Genomic DNA, 12,714 nt, shown 5'->3' with positions numbered 1-12,714 from the left:
CATGCTTGGCTTGATGTGCAGGGGGCCAGCGGCTTATGTGGCCCGATCAGAAGCCCGCGAAAGCTACGTGTCCCATGCGCATCCTCTCCGACGCCTTCATTCCCGAACTGCCCAATCGCTACAATGGCAAGGTGCGTGAAAATTATGATCTGCCGGACGGGCGCCGCATCATCATCGCCACCGATCGTCTGAGCGCGTTCGATACGATCCTGGCCTCGATCCCGTTCAAGGGGCAGGTCCTCACGCAGACGGCGCGATACTGGTTCGAGGAAACCGCCGACATCTGCTCCAATCACGTGCTGGAGTATCCGGACCCCAACGTCGTGGTTGGCAGGCGGCTCGACATGTTGCCGGTCGAGATCGTGGTGCGCGGCTATCTGGCGGGGACCACCAGCACCTCGATCTTGACCAAATACAGGAAAGGCGAACGGAGCTTCTACGGTCACATCTTTCCCGATGGGCTGCGCGACAATGAAAAGCTGCCGCAAGCGATCATCACCCCGACCAGCAAGGCCGCCAGCGGCGGTCATGACGAGCCCCTGTCGGAGGCCGAGATCATCGAACAGGGGCTGCTTACGCAGGCGCAGTGGGACACCGTATCGCGTTATGCGCTGCAGCTGTTCGCCCGCGGCCAGCAGCGCGCCGCCGAGCGCGGCCTGATCCTGGCCGACACCAAATATGAATTCGGCACCGCGCCGGATGGCGCCATCGTGCTGGCGGACGAAATCCACACGCCCGACAGCAGCCGCTACTGGATCGCGCAGGGCTACGACGAGGCGTTCGCAAGCGGCGGGCGGCCGCAGAGTTTCGACAAGGATTTCGTCCGCTCATGGGTGTCGGCGCGGTGCGATCCCTACAAGGATCCGATCCCGCAAGTTCCGGACGAGATCGTCAACCAGGCCTCGGCGGTCTACATCCAGGCTTATGAAGCGATCACGGGCGCCACATTCGTGCCCGACCTTGCAGGAGATACGGTCCTGGAGCGCATCCGTTCGAATCTCGCGCGATATTTTTAAAAGACGCGCGCCGGCGGAAATCCAATGCCGGGAAATTCCCGGCTTTTGCGCGCGGCGATTTTCGCCTAACCTTCCTCCATGTCCGCTTATGCCCGCGCAAGGCATACCGTCTCAGCCGGTGCCGCCCTGGCGCTGGCGCTTTGGCTGACGCCGGCAGCTTCTCCCGCCGAGCCCGTCGATGTCGAACTGGTGCTGGCGGTCGATGTTTCGCTCTCCATGTCGCCGGCCGAGCTGGAGATCCAGCGTCACGGCTACGCCGCGGCGCTGACGCATGAAAATGTGCTGAAGGCCATCGCCGACGGCGCCTATGGCAAGATCGCCGTCACCTATGTCGAATGGGCGGGCACGACCTGGCAGCGCGTCATCGTGCCGTGGACGGTGATCGCCAATCGCGACGATGCCGAGAAGGTGGTGGCTCAGCTCGATGCCCGCCCGCCGGACACCGCCCGGCGGACCTCGATCTCCGGCGCGCTGAGCTTCGGCAGCGACCTGTTCGCCGAGAGCGGTTTCCCGGGCACGAAGCGCGTCATCGACGTTTCCGGCGACGGGCCCAACAACCAGGGCGCGCCGGTCAATCTCACGCGCGACGAAGTGGTCAAGCAAGGCATCACCATCAACGGGCTGCCGTTGATGACGCGTGGCGGGTTCAGCGGCGCCTTCGACGTCGACAATCTCGACCGCTATTACAGCGACTGCGTCATCGGCGGACCAGGCGCCTTCATGATCCCGGTCAATGACTGGACGCAGTTTCCCGAAGCGATCCGCCGCAAGCTGGTTCTGGAGCTTGCCGGCCCGGCTTCACCGCAATGGGCGGCCGAAGAGGCCGCGCATCCGCCGGTCGTGCTCGCCGACGACAGGCCGGCAGCGGACTGTCTGGTGGGCGAGAAGATGTGGCGCAACCGCGGCTGGGGCACGCCGTGAGCAATCGGGAAGCCCCTCAAGGTCCTCCGGCGGGCGCCGGATTGGACCATCGTCGAGTGCGGCTTCTGCTTCATTGACAAGCCTTTTGGGGTCTGTGAGACAATTCGCGCTCACCACAAAAAGGGGAACCACAATGAAAAGAACAACCATTTTCGCGGCGGCGCTGACGGCGGCCGCCGTGCTTAGCGCGCCGGCGATGGCGGCGACGTCGCTGACCATCGGCATCAGCGGCTGGACCGGTTTCGCGCCGCTGACTTTGGCCAAGCAGGCCGGGCTTTTCGAAAAGCACGGGCTCGACGTCACGCTCAAGAAAGTGCCGCAGGCGAGCCGCCCGCTGGCCATCGCCAGCGGCGACCTGCAATGCGCGGCGACTACGGTCGAGACCTGGATGGTGTGGAACGCCAGCGGCGTCACCACCAAGCAGATATTCCAGCTCGATAAATCCTATGGCGCCGACGGCATCGTCGTCCGCAACGACGTCAAGAGCGTCGCCGATCTCAAGGGCAAGAACGTCGCTTCGTCCGCGCCCGGAACCTCGCCTTATTTCCTGCTTGCCTGGGTGCTCAACAAGAACGGCATGTCGACCAAGGACGTGACAGTCGTCAACCTGGAGCCGGATGCGGCGGCGCAAGCCTTCCTCGCCGGCCAAAACGATGCCGCAGTCACTTACGAGCCCTTCATCTCCGCCGTGCGCGACAAGGCCGACCAGGGCCACATCCTGGCGACCACGCTCGATTATCCGATGGTGATGGATACGGTCGGCTGCACGCCGGACTTCCTCAAGGCCAATCCCGATGCCGCCAAGGCGCTCGCCGACAGCTATTTCGACGCGCTCGACATGATCAAGAAGGATCCGCAGAAATCCTACGAGATCATGGGTGCGGACGTGAAGCAGTCGGCCAAGGAGTTCGAGGATTCGGCCAAGTATCTGAAATGGGCCGACAAGGCGGAGAACAAGCAGTTCTTCACCAAGGAGTTCCAGGACTTCTCCAAAACGGCCGCCGAGCTCCTGCTGCAGATGGGGTTGATCAAGGAAGCGCCCGACGTGACGACACTCGCCGACACCAGCGCGGTAGCCAACTGATCGCGCATCGCCGGATCGGCGGCGCCCGGCCGCCGATCCCTCCTCTCATGGACTTTTCCTGATGCTGCGTCCCTTGCATCCCGTTGCGCCGGGCACGCGAACCGTGCTCGGCATCGCCTTCTTCGTGCTGTTCGTGGCGTTCGGGGCGTGGATCACGCTCGGCGGCCACGTGAACCGGATCTTTCTCGCCGATCCGCTGTCGATGCTGAAGGACGGCTGGCGGTTGCTCGTCGAAGACCGGTTCTGGCTCGATATCCTGATCACCATCTGGCGCGTCTTCGGCGGCTTCGTGCTGGCGTCGATCGTCGCGGTGCCGATCGGCATCGGCATGGGTGCCTGGAAGCCGGTCGAAGCCTTCCTCGAACCGTTCGTGTCCTTTGCGCGCTACCTGCCGGCATCGGCCTTCATTCCGCTGCTCATCCTGTGGGCCGGCATCGGGGAACTCGAAAAGCTCCTGGTTATCTTCGTCGGTTCGGTGTTCCAGATCATCCTGATCGTCGCGGTCAAGGTCGGCAGCACGAGGCGGGACCTTGTCGAGGCAGCCTATACGCTGGGGGCGACGGACAACGGCATCGTCAAGCGCGTCATCATGCCGGCCAACGCGCCGGAGATCGCCGAAACGCTGCGGCTGGTGCTCGGCTGGGCCTGGACCTATGTGATCGTCGCCGAGCTGATCGGCTCGTCGTCAGGCATCGGCTACATGATCATCAACAGCCAGTCGCGGCTGGCGACGGGGCAGATCATCTTCGGCATCATCGTCATTGGGCTGATCGGGCTTCTGTCCGATTTCGCCTTCAAGGCGCTCAACCGCTGGCTCTATCCATGGAGCCTGGCGTGAGCAAGCTTCTGATCGAGGGCGTCTCGCGGACCTTTGCCGGGGTCGGAGGCGGGCAGCCGGTGCGGGCGCTGCAGCCGGTCGACCTCGCGGTCGCAGCCAATGACTTCATCACCATCCTCGGGCCATCCGGCTGCGGGAAGTCGACGCTGCTCAGGATCGTCGCCGGACTGGAAGCGCCGAGTACCGGCCGCGTGCTGCTCGACGGCAAGGCGGTCACAAGGCCGGGCCCGGACCGGGGCATGGCGTTCCAGTCCTACACGCTGTTTCCCTGGTTGACGGTTGCCGAAAACATCGGCTTCGGCCTGCGCGAGCAAGGCCGGCCCGAGCGCGAGCGCAACGAGATCGTCGCCTCCTATATCGATCTCGTCGGTCTGAGGGGTTTCGAGAACCATTGGCCGAAGCAGCTGTCGGGCGGCATGCAGCAGCGCACGGCGATCGCGCGGGCACTGGCCAACGATCCCGAAATCCTGCTGCTCGACGAACCGTTCGGCGCGCTGGACAACCAGACGCGCGGGCTGATGCAGGAACTGCTGCTCGGCATCTGGGAGCGGCGCAAGAAGACGGTGCTGTTCGTCACCCACGACATCGAGGAGGCGATCTTCATGGCGTCGCGGGTGATCGTGATGAGCGCCCGGCCTGGCCGCATCAAATCGGACGTGCCGGTCGATCTGCCGCATCCGCGCCACTACACGCTGAAGACCAGCCCGGAATTTTCCGAGCTGAAGGCGCAACTCACCGAAGACATCCGCATTGAGGCCATGCGGACCGCGCAGACGCAGTCAGTCGGGGCTTGATCCGGAACCTTCGGATCAAGCTGCCAAGAGCTGCTTGCGGTCGACACGCTCCTGCTGCGGCGAGCGGGCGTAGAGCTCGCGGTAGCATTTGGAGAAATGCGAGGCGGAGACGAAGCCGCAGGCCACCGCCACCTCGACCACAGGCATCGACGACTGGATGAGCAGGTGCCTGGCGCGGTCAAGCCGGATCTCCAGGTAGTAGCGGGCGGGCGAGCGGCCCATCTCGGTGCGGAACAGACGCTCGATCTGCCGGCGGGAAAGATCGACATGGTCGGCGATCTCGATCAGCGACAGCGGCTCGGCAAGGTTGGCTTCCATTAGCTCGATGATGGTGAGCACCTTCGAGTTCTGAACGCCGAGGCGGGCGCGCAGCGGCAGGCGCTGGCGGTCGGTCGGGCTGCGCACGCGGTCGGTCAGCACTTGCTCGCAGACGCGATTGACGAGGCTTTCGTCGAAATCGTCGCCGATCAGCTTCAGCATCATGTCGAGCGCGGCAGTGCCGCCGGCGCAAGTGTAGACGTTCTGGTCGACCTCGAAGAGGTCGGCAAAGACATTGGCCTTCGGGAATGCCTCGGAAAAGCCCGGCAGGTTCTCCCAATGGATGGCGCAGCGCTTGTTGGACAGCAGGCCGGCGGCGGCAAGGATATGGGCGCCAGTGCACAGGCCGCCGACGGCGACGCCGCGGTTGTATTCCTCGCGCAGCCAGGCGAAGGCCGATTTGTTGTGGTAGCGCTCGACATTGATGCCGCTGCAGACGATCGCCATGTTTGGCCGATCCGGCCCGGCCATCTTCTTGCGCTCTTCCTCGAGCGAGGTGTTGACGGCGCATTCGACGCCGTTCGAGGCGCGCACCGGCTTGCCGTCTATGCTGGCCAGCCGCCAGCGATAGGCTTCGTAGCCGAGCATCCGGTTAGCCGAGCGCAGCGGATCGAGCGCCGTCGCGAAGGCGATCATCGTAAAATCGGGAATGAGGAAGAATACAAACGATCTCTTGATCGGATGCTTTACGGCATTCACGGGGAAACCTCACGCAGCCATGACGCGAACAGGATGTCGCGAACAGCATAGCGACAACAGGAAAAATCATTCCTGTCAATCGGGTAGGCGGCTAAGTGAAGATTAAATTTGCGACATGGGTCGCAAATGGGCAATTCGTGCAACTGCAGGGCGTCTCTTCGCCGACGTCAGGTGGCACGCCCAAATGAAAACGCCGCCTCGGCAAGCCGGGCGGCGTTGAAATTCAGCATGCCGAATTGTCTCAGGCGACGAAGCCGAGGCGGGCAGCAGCCATGGCGCCGGTCTGGCCGGGCATCGTCTTGGCAAGACGCTGACGTTCCATAGCGGTTGTCAGGTTCATTTCACGGCGGGTGAACAGGCGGGCAAAGAGCTTCATCATCATCTCCATTTGGTTGCTCAGACGGGTCGCCTTCGCTTAATGGAGTGGGGCAGCTCGTTTTGGCTGACGGTGATATAGGCTCGGTTCAGCAAAAACTAAATCGCAAAAGCGAAGCGCTTGATATGAAAAGCGACATGTTTTGCGACATCCTTGGGCAGCGTGCCCAAAATTTTCCATTATTTTCGGTGGGTTAATCGGTTTGTTAACCCGCTATGCGGGTGGCTCATATGCGTCATGCAGCGGCCGCATGGCTGGAAAGGTCGTTTGAATGCAAACAAAAAAGCCATAAACAAAAAAGGCCTGCCGGAGCTGACGCGGCAGGCCTTCAGAACTTCATACACACTCGATTACTTCGCTCCGGCCCAGCTTCCGACACCGAGGCGCAAGCCGGTCTTGGCATCGGCGGCTTCCGGCCAGCCGATATCCTTCTGCAGTTCGATCGGCAGCGCATGGATGGCGCGTTCGGTCTGGTAGCGGGCGCGGGCCGCGCTGAATTCGGTCGCAAGCCGACCGATGGAAGACAGGATAGACATTTCTTTCTCCTCTATGCGGGCAGGGAGGGCGCCCGTCATTGCGTTAAACCAGGTCTGTTTCAGCTTCATTTCACGTCGATTGCAGGACTGTGTCAGGGTCGTTTCATGGCTGCTTTTGGCAGCATCCTGTATCGGTCGAGTTGACTATGCGCCTGGAGTGATGTTCAATCAAACGAAATGGAATGATGGATTGCATCAGAAAAATTGAAGGCTGGCTCATGAACGCCCCGCTCAATCATCCTCTACCGCTGCTTGACCTCGATGTGCTGCGCACCTTCGTGGCGATCGCCGAGACCGGCAGCTTCACCACCGCCGCCAATGCGGTGTTCCGCACGCCGTCGGCCGTCTCCATGCAGATCAAGAAGCTGGAGGATATCCTGGGCCGTTCGGTCTTCGCGCGTGACGCGCGTTCGGTGACGCTGACCACGGATGGCGAGATGCTGCTCGGCTATGCGCGCCGGCTTTTGTCGATCAACCGCGAGGTGGTGTCGAAGTTCATCATCCCCGACATTGTCGGCGTGGTGCGGCTCGGTTCCCCCGACGATTATGGCGAGCGTGTGCTGCCGCATGTGCTGAAGCGCTTCGCCCAGTCGCATCCGTCGATCGCCGTCGATGTCACCATCGACCAGAGCATCAATTTGCGCCGGCGCATGGACGATCGCGCGCTCGACATCACGCTGCTCACCAATTCCTACAAGACAAGCGCGGTCGGCGCGGAGGTGCTTTTGACCGAGCCGATCGTGTGGGCCGGTGCCAAGGGCGGCTGCGCGCATCTGCGCGAACCGCTGCCGGTGTCGCTGTGGGAAGAAGGCTGCGCCTGGCGGGCCGGCGCCCTGGAAGCGCTCGGGCGCGAGGGCCGCAACTACCGCATCGCCTATATGAGCGCCCACACGGCCGGCCAGCGCGCCGCGATCATGGCCGACCTCGCGGTGGCGCCGCTGCCGAAGTCCTTCCTCGGTGACGAGATGGTCTCGCTGGGCGCCAAGGACGGCATGCCCGAGATCGGCACCTACAATCTTGCCATGGTGGTGGCGCCGGATGCGAGCGCGCCGGTGAAGGCTGTGGCCGACCATATACGGGCGACGTTCGAACTGTTCCGGGAAACCGGCAAGTTCTGAGCTATTCGGCGGCCGGCGCGGGGCGGGCTGCGAAATCAGCCTTTGTCCTGCCCCGGGCACGAGTCCGGATGGCTGCGGGAACGCTGAGAAAGTCGACGATGCTGTCGCGCGCGCGGCGCGCCTCGGGCATCTCGATCAGCGGCCAGACGTGGAACATGCCTTCCTCGTAGACCACGTCGACCTCGACGCCGGCAGCGCGCGCGCGTTCGGCGAAGATGAGATTATCTGGTGTCAGCATGTCGCGTGAACCGGTCAGCAGCAGCGTCTTCGGCAGCACGGACAAGTCGCCGTAAAGCGGGCTGATGTGCCAGTCGTTGCGGTTGAAACCGGCGCTGTAGAGCCGCACCGCTTCCAGCCCTCCCGGAATGCCCAGCCACGGATCCTGCCGCTCGGCTTCGAAGACTTCGGGATTTGCAAGCGAAACATCGAGGCCGGGCGAGATCAGCACATGACGCGACGGTGCCGGCAGGCCTTCCTCGGCCGCCATCATGGTCAGCACGACAGCCATGTTGCCGCCGGCCGAATCTCCCATGAAGACGATGTCCTCGGGGTCGGTCTCTTCGAGCATGCGCCGGTAGACGTCGCCGACCATGCCGAACATGTCATGGAAATCGTGCTCGGGCGCGATTGGGTAGATCGGCACGGTGATGCCGAAACCGAGACGCTCGGCCATCTCGGCGATCAGCCCCCAATGGTAGGATGTGATCTGAAAAACGTAGGCGCCGCCATGCATGTAGAGAATGCGCCGGCGCTCGCCCGCCTTCGGGGCGATCTCAAAGACGGGAAAGCCGTCGATCTCGGTCTCGGTGATGTCCAGCCTCGCCTTGAGCAAGGCCGGCGGATGATAGTCCTCGGTCTTGCGGGCGTAGGCGATCCAACGGTGCAGGTTCTCGGGACTGGAAAACGCCTTCTTGCGGCTGTGCCTGAGAACGAACGAAACGAGATGGCTTTTCAAACTTGGCATGCGGATACACGCATTTCGGCAGAGCCGACTAAGAGAGTTCCCCCGCTATTCCAAGATTGTACCTCCGTTAAAAATGTCAAGGTTTAGCCGCTGGCGCATCGGCGCTGCGATGGTGCCGGTTCCTTGTGTGCGCAATTCGAACGGAAGGCTATGGCTGCGTCGCCCAGCCCAACGGCTGCGCACTGTTCCCGGCATTGCTCCAGCGCCGCTTCGACAGCAGCGCCGCGCGCAGTTTGTTGTCGCCAGCAGCCGGGCCCGCATTGCGGCCCCGGCGCTTGCCGAGCAGCTTGCATTTGTCGGCGAAGGTCATCAGCGCGGCGTGCCCAGAAGCAGCGCATGAAGGGCGGCCTGCGGGTCGCTTGGCGGCGAGGCCGGCCAGCCGATATCCTTCTGGACATGCGCCGGCAGATCGTTGAGCGCGCGGATCGCCTTGTTCCTGGCATGGGCCTGCCTGATGGTGACACCGAAGCGGCTGAGATTTCCAAACATCGACATTTTCATCTCCCTTGAAGAGCGCGGCAGCCGAAGCTGCATGTCTTTGTCCCAAACCGCGAAGCGCCTTTGGGCGACACGCAAATCTTCAGCCGCCGTGCAATGGCCGCTAAATGCGTCGCGCATGTATCGGGTCGATTTCGCGAAAACAGCGTTTCCGTTTCCGGATCCCGCGGATCCGGAAACATTTGCATACGAATGAATTAAGCATGCCGGCGGGCCGGTTTCGATCCAAATGGCCGCCATCGGCGGTTGACAGAGGCGAGCGGCTGCATTGTTATTGTGCAATGCGGCGCGGGGTATTGCATCGCAGCATGATGCGATACGAGTCAGGGCATCATGACGAGCATACATAGTATCCAATATCTGCGCGGCCTCGCCGCGTGCGCGGTCGTTTGCTTTCACGTCAGCGAGCAGTTCGGCGGTTCGTTCGACGTCGGGGCAGCCGGCGTCGACATCTTCTTCGTCATCAGCGGCTTCATCATGTGGGTGACGACGGCGGGCAGGCCAGCCGATCCCTGGCGTTTCATGGGGCGCCGGATCACCCGCATCGTGCCTCTCTACTGGATCGTCACGCTGCTGACCGCGGCAGGCATCCTGCTCAAGCCGCAATTCTTCTACGACCATTTCTTCAGTGTCCCGAATTTCCTGGGCTCACTGTTCTTCCTGCCGGTCCTGCAGGAGAGCGCGCTGCATCCCATCGTCATACAGGGTTGGACGCTTTGCTATGAAATGATGTTCTATCTCGTTTTCACGCTTGTCCTGTTCCTGGGCGAGCGGTGGCGGTTCGGCGTTCTCACCGGCGCGCTTGTCGCCATCGTCGCGCTGCATTTCATCCTTCCGGCCGGATATGCGCATGCTTTCACCGATCCGGTCGTGATCGAGTTCGCGGCCGGCGTCATCGTGGGGCGCTTGTGGCTCCAGGGCACCAGGCTGCCGCTCGGGGTGGGGCTGGCGATGGCTGGCGCGGGATTTCTTCTGCTTGCGGCCGGCCCGCTATTCGATGCCGATTTGCCGCGCGCCCTGCGGTGGGGACTTCCGGCCGCGCTGATCGTGGCGGGCGCGGTTTTTGCCGAGCGGGCGCGGCCGTTCAAGCCGGCTGCCTTGCCCACATTTCTCGGCGATGCGTCCTATTCAATCTATCTATGGCATGTCGTGGTCGGCGTCCTGACGACCGGCGTCGTCCTGAGGACCGGCCTGCCGGCAGCGTTGCAGCCGGCGACGATCCTGGTTGCCACTCTTGCGCTCTCGGCGATGCTTTATCTGATCGTCGAAAAACCGTTGATCGGGCTGCTGCATCCGCAACGTCCCAAGGGCGCCGTCAAGGCAGCCAATGCCGCGGCCGCAGGGGCCGCGGAATGAGCCGAAACGTCAGATCAGGAAGACGTTTCGTTGAATCGCGATCCTGATCTAACTCTTTGTTGGAGCATGATCTTCTCCGAAAACCGGTTCCCACTTTTCGGGATCATGCTCTAGCCGCGGCCGCGCCGTGCCGCGCGTTCCTCGCGCGAGCGCCGACGCGGGGCGGCATCGCCGACGGCGCCGTCCTCGCCCACTGTCTTGCGCGGCGGCAGCTTCACCGCGGCCGCCAGCTTGGGGAACGGGTCGACCTTGTTCGGCAGCGCCATGGCGTAGACGAAGTGCTCCTGGAATTTCGGCTCAAGCGCCGTCTCGATCTTCTCGATCCTGCTCACCGTTTCCTCGATCTCGCGCCGGTAGCCGCGATTGAGCAGCGCCATACGCGCGCCGGCGCCGGCCGCATTGCCGACGGCCGAGACCTTGTCGAGGTCGCAATCCGGGATCAGGCCGAGCACCATGGCGTATTTCGGATCGATGAAGGAGCCGAAGGCGCCGGCGAAATGGATGCGGTCGACATGGTCGGTGTGCTGTTTTTCCATCAACAGCTTGGTGCCGGCATAGAGCGCCGCCTTGGCAAGCTGGATGGCGCGCACGTCGTTCTGGGTGATGGTGATCTTCGGCTCGCCCTCCTTCAGCACGTAGGAGAAGGTGCGGCCGTTCGGCACGATGCGCGGCGAACGCATGTTGAGCGATCCATCGACGACGCCGTCCTCGGAAATGATGCCCGACAGGTACATCTCGGCGATCACCTCGATGATGCCCGAACCGCAAATGCCGGTGACGCCGGTCGCCTGCACGCTTTCCGCGAAGCCCGGCTGATCCGACCACAGTTCCGAGCCGATGACACGGTAGCGCGGCTCGAGCGTGTCCGGATCGATGCGCACGCGCTCGATGGCGCCGGGCGCCGCGCGCTGGCCGCCGGAGATCTCCGCACCCTCGAAGGCCGGGCCGGTAGGCGAGGACGCCGCGACGACGCGCGTCGAGTTGCCGAGCACGATCTCGGCGTTGGTACCGACATCGACGATCAGCATCATCTCGTCCTGGCGATGCGGCCCTTCCGAAAGAGTTACGGCGGCAGCATCGGCGCCGACATGGCCGGCAATGCAGGGCAGCATATAGAGGCGCGCGCCCTGGTTGAGCTTCAGGCCGATGTCGGAGGCCTTGATGCGCACGGCGCCGGAGACGGCAAGCGCGAAGGGCGCGCCGCCGAGCTCGGTCGGATCGATGCCGAGGAACAGATGATGCATGATCGGATTGCCGACGAAGACGGAATCCAGGATGTCGGCGCGCTGGACGTTGCCTTCGGCGCAGACCTTGTCGACGAGGCCGGAAACCGCCTCGCGCACCGCGACCGTCATGCCCTCGCGGCCGTCCGGATTCATCATCACGTAAGAGACGCGGCTCATCAGATCCTCGCCGAAGCGGATCTGCGGATTGGACGTGCCGGAGGACGCGGCGACGCGGCCCGACAGCAGCGATACCAGATGCATGGCGATGGTGGTCGAGCCAATGTCGCAGGCAAGGCCGTAGGCTTCGTTCTTCAGGCCGGGCCACAGCGCGATGACGCGCGCGATGTCGCTGTCGGCATCCTTGTGGATGGCAGCGGTGGCCGTCCAGTTGCCCTTGCGCAGGATGCCCTGCACCTGCGGCATGAGATAGAAGTCGAATTCGAGGTTCTTGAGACCCCAGTCCTTCATCAGGGCGATCTTGAGCCGGTCGAGATCGCCGAGCGGTTTGTGCATGTCGGGCTCTTCGATCTCGACATAGCACATGCGGATCGCCGTATCGCGGGCGATCACCCTGGTGTCGGCGTCCTTGCGGATGGTCTGGGCGTTGATGACCGTGTCCTGCGGCACATCGATGACGAGGTCGCCGAGGATCTGCGTCGAGCAGGAGAGGCGACGCCGCTCGGGCAGGCCGCGTACGCGCTCGTAGCGCTCTTCCTTGGCGCCCTTGGGCGAGATGTGGTCGTTGGACGAGACGATCTTGTGCTTGGCGAAATTGCCTTCCTGCACTTCGACCTGGCAGCGCCCGCAGGTGGCGCGGCCGCCGCACACGCTTTCGACATAGACGCCGAGCTGGCGCGCCGCATCGAGGACCGGCGTGCCGACCGGGAACCGGCCGCGCTTGCCCGACGGCATGAACAGGACGAGCGGATCGGTGATATTGGGGGGAGGATTCATGCTGGCACGTGTCTCG

The 12,714-nt window shown here is 63.2% G+C and carries 14 protein-coding genes; 7 read left to right on the top strand and 7 right to left on the bottom strand.

What is annotated here, in order from left to right:
• Nucleotides 1-74: 74 nt before the first annotated feature.
• The 5 genes from LB565_RS00800 to LB565_RS00780 all read left to right on the top strand — a co-directional run bounded on the left by LB565_RS00800 (nucleotide 75) and on the right by LB565_RS00780 (nucleotide 4,653).
• On the top strand, nucleotides 75-1,016 hold the full coding sequence (locus tag LB565_RS00800) for a phosphoribosylaminoimidazolesuccinocarboxamide synthase (protein ID WP_224581303.1): 942 nt from the start codon (nucleotides 75-77) through the stop codon (nucleotides 1,014-1,016).
• A gap of 78 nt (nucleotides 1,017-1,094) precedes the next feature.
• The gene (locus LB565_RS00795) at nucleotides 1,095-1,937 is read left to right on the top strand and encodes a DUF1194 domain-containing protein (protein ID WP_224581302.1); all 843 of its coding nucleotides are present in this window, start codon (nucleotides 1,095-1,097) and stop codon (nucleotides 1,935-1,937) included.
• 133 nt (nucleotides 1,938-2,070) lie between these two features.
• Nucleotides 2,071-3,021 (top strand): ABC transporter substrate-binding protein, encoded by a 951-nt coding sequence (locus LB565_RS00790; RefSeq protein ID WP_224581301.1) that lies wholly within the window; start codon nucleotides 2,071-2,073, stop codon nucleotides 3,019-3,021.
• Between the two features lie 61 nt (nucleotides 3,022-3,082).
• Nucleotides 3,083-3,859: an ABC transporter permease gene (locus LB565_RS00785; protein WP_224581300.1), complete on the top strand. Its 777-nt coding sequence runs from the start codon at nucleotides 3,083-3,085 to the stop codon at nucleotides 3,857-3,859.
• Nucleotides 3,856-4,653: an ABC transporter ATP-binding protein gene (locus tag LB565_RS00780; protein ID WP_224581299.1), complete on the top strand. Its 798-nt coding sequence runs from the start codon at nucleotides 3,856-3,858 to the stop codon at nucleotides 4,651-4,653. The genes LB565_RS00785 and LB565_RS00780 overlap by 4 nt, the downstream gene beginning before the upstream one ends.
• Nucleotides 4,654-4,668: 15 nt before the next feature.
• Here LB565_RS00780 and LB565_RS00775 read toward each other — a convergent pair whose 3' ends face one another.
• The 3 genes from LB565_RS00775 to LB565_RS00770 all read right to left on the bottom strand — a co-directional run bounded on the left by LB565_RS00775 (nucleotide 4,669) and on the right by LB565_RS00770 (nucleotide 6,582).
• Nucleotides 4,669-5,607 (bottom strand): GlxA family transcriptional regulator, encoded by a 939-nt coding sequence (locus tag LB565_RS00775; protein ID WP_263483932.1) that lies wholly within the window; start codon nucleotides 5,605-5,607, stop codon nucleotides 4,669-4,671.
• Between the two features lie 304 nt (nucleotides 5,608-5,911).
• Nucleotides 5,912-6,046 carry a hypothetical protein gene (locus tag LB565_RS29780; protein ID WP_263483928.1) on the bottom strand — a complete coding sequence of 45 codons (135 nt, stop codon included), beginning with the start codon at nucleotides 6,044-6,046 and terminating at the stop codon, nucleotides 5,912-5,914.
• A 350-nt stretch (nucleotides 6,047-6,396) separates the two neighbouring features.
• A complete protein-coding gene (locus LB565_RS00770; protein ID WP_095764923.1) occupies nucleotides 6,397-6,582 on the bottom strand; it encodes a hypothetical protein in 186 nt (61 codons plus the stop codon).
• A gap of 218 nt (nucleotides 6,583-6,800) precedes the next feature.
• On the opposite strand from LB565_RS00770, the gene LB565_RS00765 reads away from it, so the two are divergent.
• Nucleotides 6,801-7,700, top strand: coding sequence for a LysR substrate-binding domain-containing protein (locus tag LB565_RS00765; RefSeq protein WP_042645025.1), 900 nt, complete (start codon nucleotides 6,801-6,803; stop codon nucleotides 7,698-7,700).
• A 1-nt stretch (nucleotide 7,701) separates the two neighbouring features.
• Here the strand turns inward: LB565_RS00765 and LB565_RS00760 are convergent, their stop codons facing one another.
• The 3 genes from LB565_RS00760 to LB565_RS00750 all read right to left on the bottom strand — a co-directional run bounded on the left by LB565_RS00760 (nucleotide 7,702) and on the right by LB565_RS00750 (nucleotide 9,159).
• Entirely contained in the window at nucleotides 7,702-8,664 is a 963-nt protein-coding gene (locus LB565_RS00760; protein WP_224581298.1) for an alpha/beta hydrolase, read from the bottom strand.
• Nucleotides 8,665-8,812: 148 nt separating this feature from the next.
• On the bottom strand, nucleotides 8,813-8,974 hold the full coding sequence (locus tag LB565_RS00755) for a hypothetical protein (protein ID WP_224581297.1): 162 nt from the start codon (nucleotides 8,972-8,974) through the stop codon (nucleotides 8,813-8,815).
• Nucleotides 8,974-9,159 (bottom strand): hypothetical protein, encoded by a 186-nt coding sequence (locus LB565_RS00750; protein WP_181174730.1) that lies wholly within the window; start codon nucleotides 9,157-9,159, stop codon nucleotides 8,974-8,976. Before LB565_RS00750 ends, LB565_RS00755 begins: the two co-directional genes overlap by 1 nt.
• A 336-nt stretch (nucleotides 9,160-9,495) precedes the next feature.
• Here LB565_RS00750 and LB565_RS00745 point away from each other — a divergent pair, with 336 nt between their 5' ends.
• On the top strand, nucleotides 9,496-10,518 hold the full coding sequence (locus tag LB565_RS00745; RefSeq protein ID WP_224581296.1) for an acyltransferase family protein: 1,023 nt from the start codon (nucleotides 9,496-9,498) through the stop codon (nucleotides 10,516-10,518).
• A 110-nt stretch (nucleotides 10,519-10,628) separates the two neighbouring features.
• Here the strand turns inward: LB565_RS00745 and LB565_RS00740 are convergent, their stop codons facing one another.
• Nucleotides 10,629-12,698, bottom strand: a complete 2,070-nt coding sequence (locus LB565_RS00740; RefSeq protein WP_224581295.1) for an ASKHA domain-containing protein — start codon at nucleotides 12,696-12,698, stop codon at nucleotides 10,629-10,631.
• Nucleotides 12,699-12,714 lie beyond the last annotated feature (16 nt).

Source organism: Mesorhizobium sp. CA14 (genome assembly GCF_020165195.1).
Lineage (GTDB): Bacteria > Pseudomonadota > Alphaproteobacteria > Rhizobiales > Rhizobiaceae > Mesorhizobium.
This window is presented reverse-complemented; position numbering and strand designations above follow the sequence as displayed.

Bases quoted from the DNA above. Each gene is read 5' to 3' on its own strand.
- LB565_RS00800 (WP_224581303.1), top strand. From the start codon at position 75: ATGCGCATCCTCTCCGACGCCTTCATTCCCGAACTGCCCAATCGCTAC.
- LB565_RS00795 (WP_224581302.1), top strand. From the start codon at position 1,095: ATGTCCGCTTATGCCCGCGCAAGGCATACCGTCTCAGCCGGTGCCGCC.
- LB565_RS00790 (WP_224581301.1), top strand. From the start codon at position 2,071: ATGAAAAGAACAACCATTTTCGCGGCGGCGCTGACGGCGGCCGCCGTG.
- LB565_RS00785 (WP_224581300.1), top strand. From the start codon at position 3,083: ATGCTGCGTCCCTTGCATCCCGTTGCGCCGGGCACGCGAACCGTGCTC.
- LB565_RS00775 (WP_263483932.1), bottom strand. From the start codon at position 5,607: ATGATCGCCTTCGCGACGGCGCTCGATCCGCTGCGCTCGGCTAACCGG.
- LB565_RS29780 (WP_263483928.1), bottom strand. From the start codon at position 6,046: ATGAAGCTCTTTGCCCGCCTGTTCACCCGCCGTGAAATGAACCTGACA.
- LB565_RS00770 (WP_095764923.1), bottom strand. From the start codon at position 6,582: ATGTCTATCCTGTCTTCCATCGGTCGGCTTGCGACCGAATTCAGCGCG.
- LB565_RS00765 (WP_042645025.1), top strand. From the start codon at position 6,801: ATGAACGCCCCGCTCAATCATCCTCTACCGCTGCTTGACCTCGATGTG.
- LB565_RS00760 (WP_224581298.1), bottom strand. From the start codon at position 8,664: ATGCCAAGTTTGAAAAGCCATCTCGTTTCGTTCGTTCTCAGGCACAGC.
- LB565_RS00755 (WP_224581297.1), bottom strand. From the start codon at position 8,974: ATGACCTTCGCCGACAAATGCAAGCTGCTCGGCAAGCGCCGGGGCCGC.
- LB565_RS00750 (WP_181174730.1), bottom strand. From the start codon at position 9,159: ATGTCGATGTTTGGAAATCTCAGCCGCTTCGGTGTCACCATCAGGCAG.
- LB565_RS00745 (WP_224581296.1), top strand. From the start codon at position 9,496: ATGACGAGCATACATAGTATCCAATATCTGCGCGGCCTCGCCGCGTGC.
- LB565_RS00740 (WP_224581295.1), bottom strand. From the start codon at position 12,698: ATGAATCCTCCCCCCAATATCACCGATCCGCTCGTCCTGTTCATGCCG.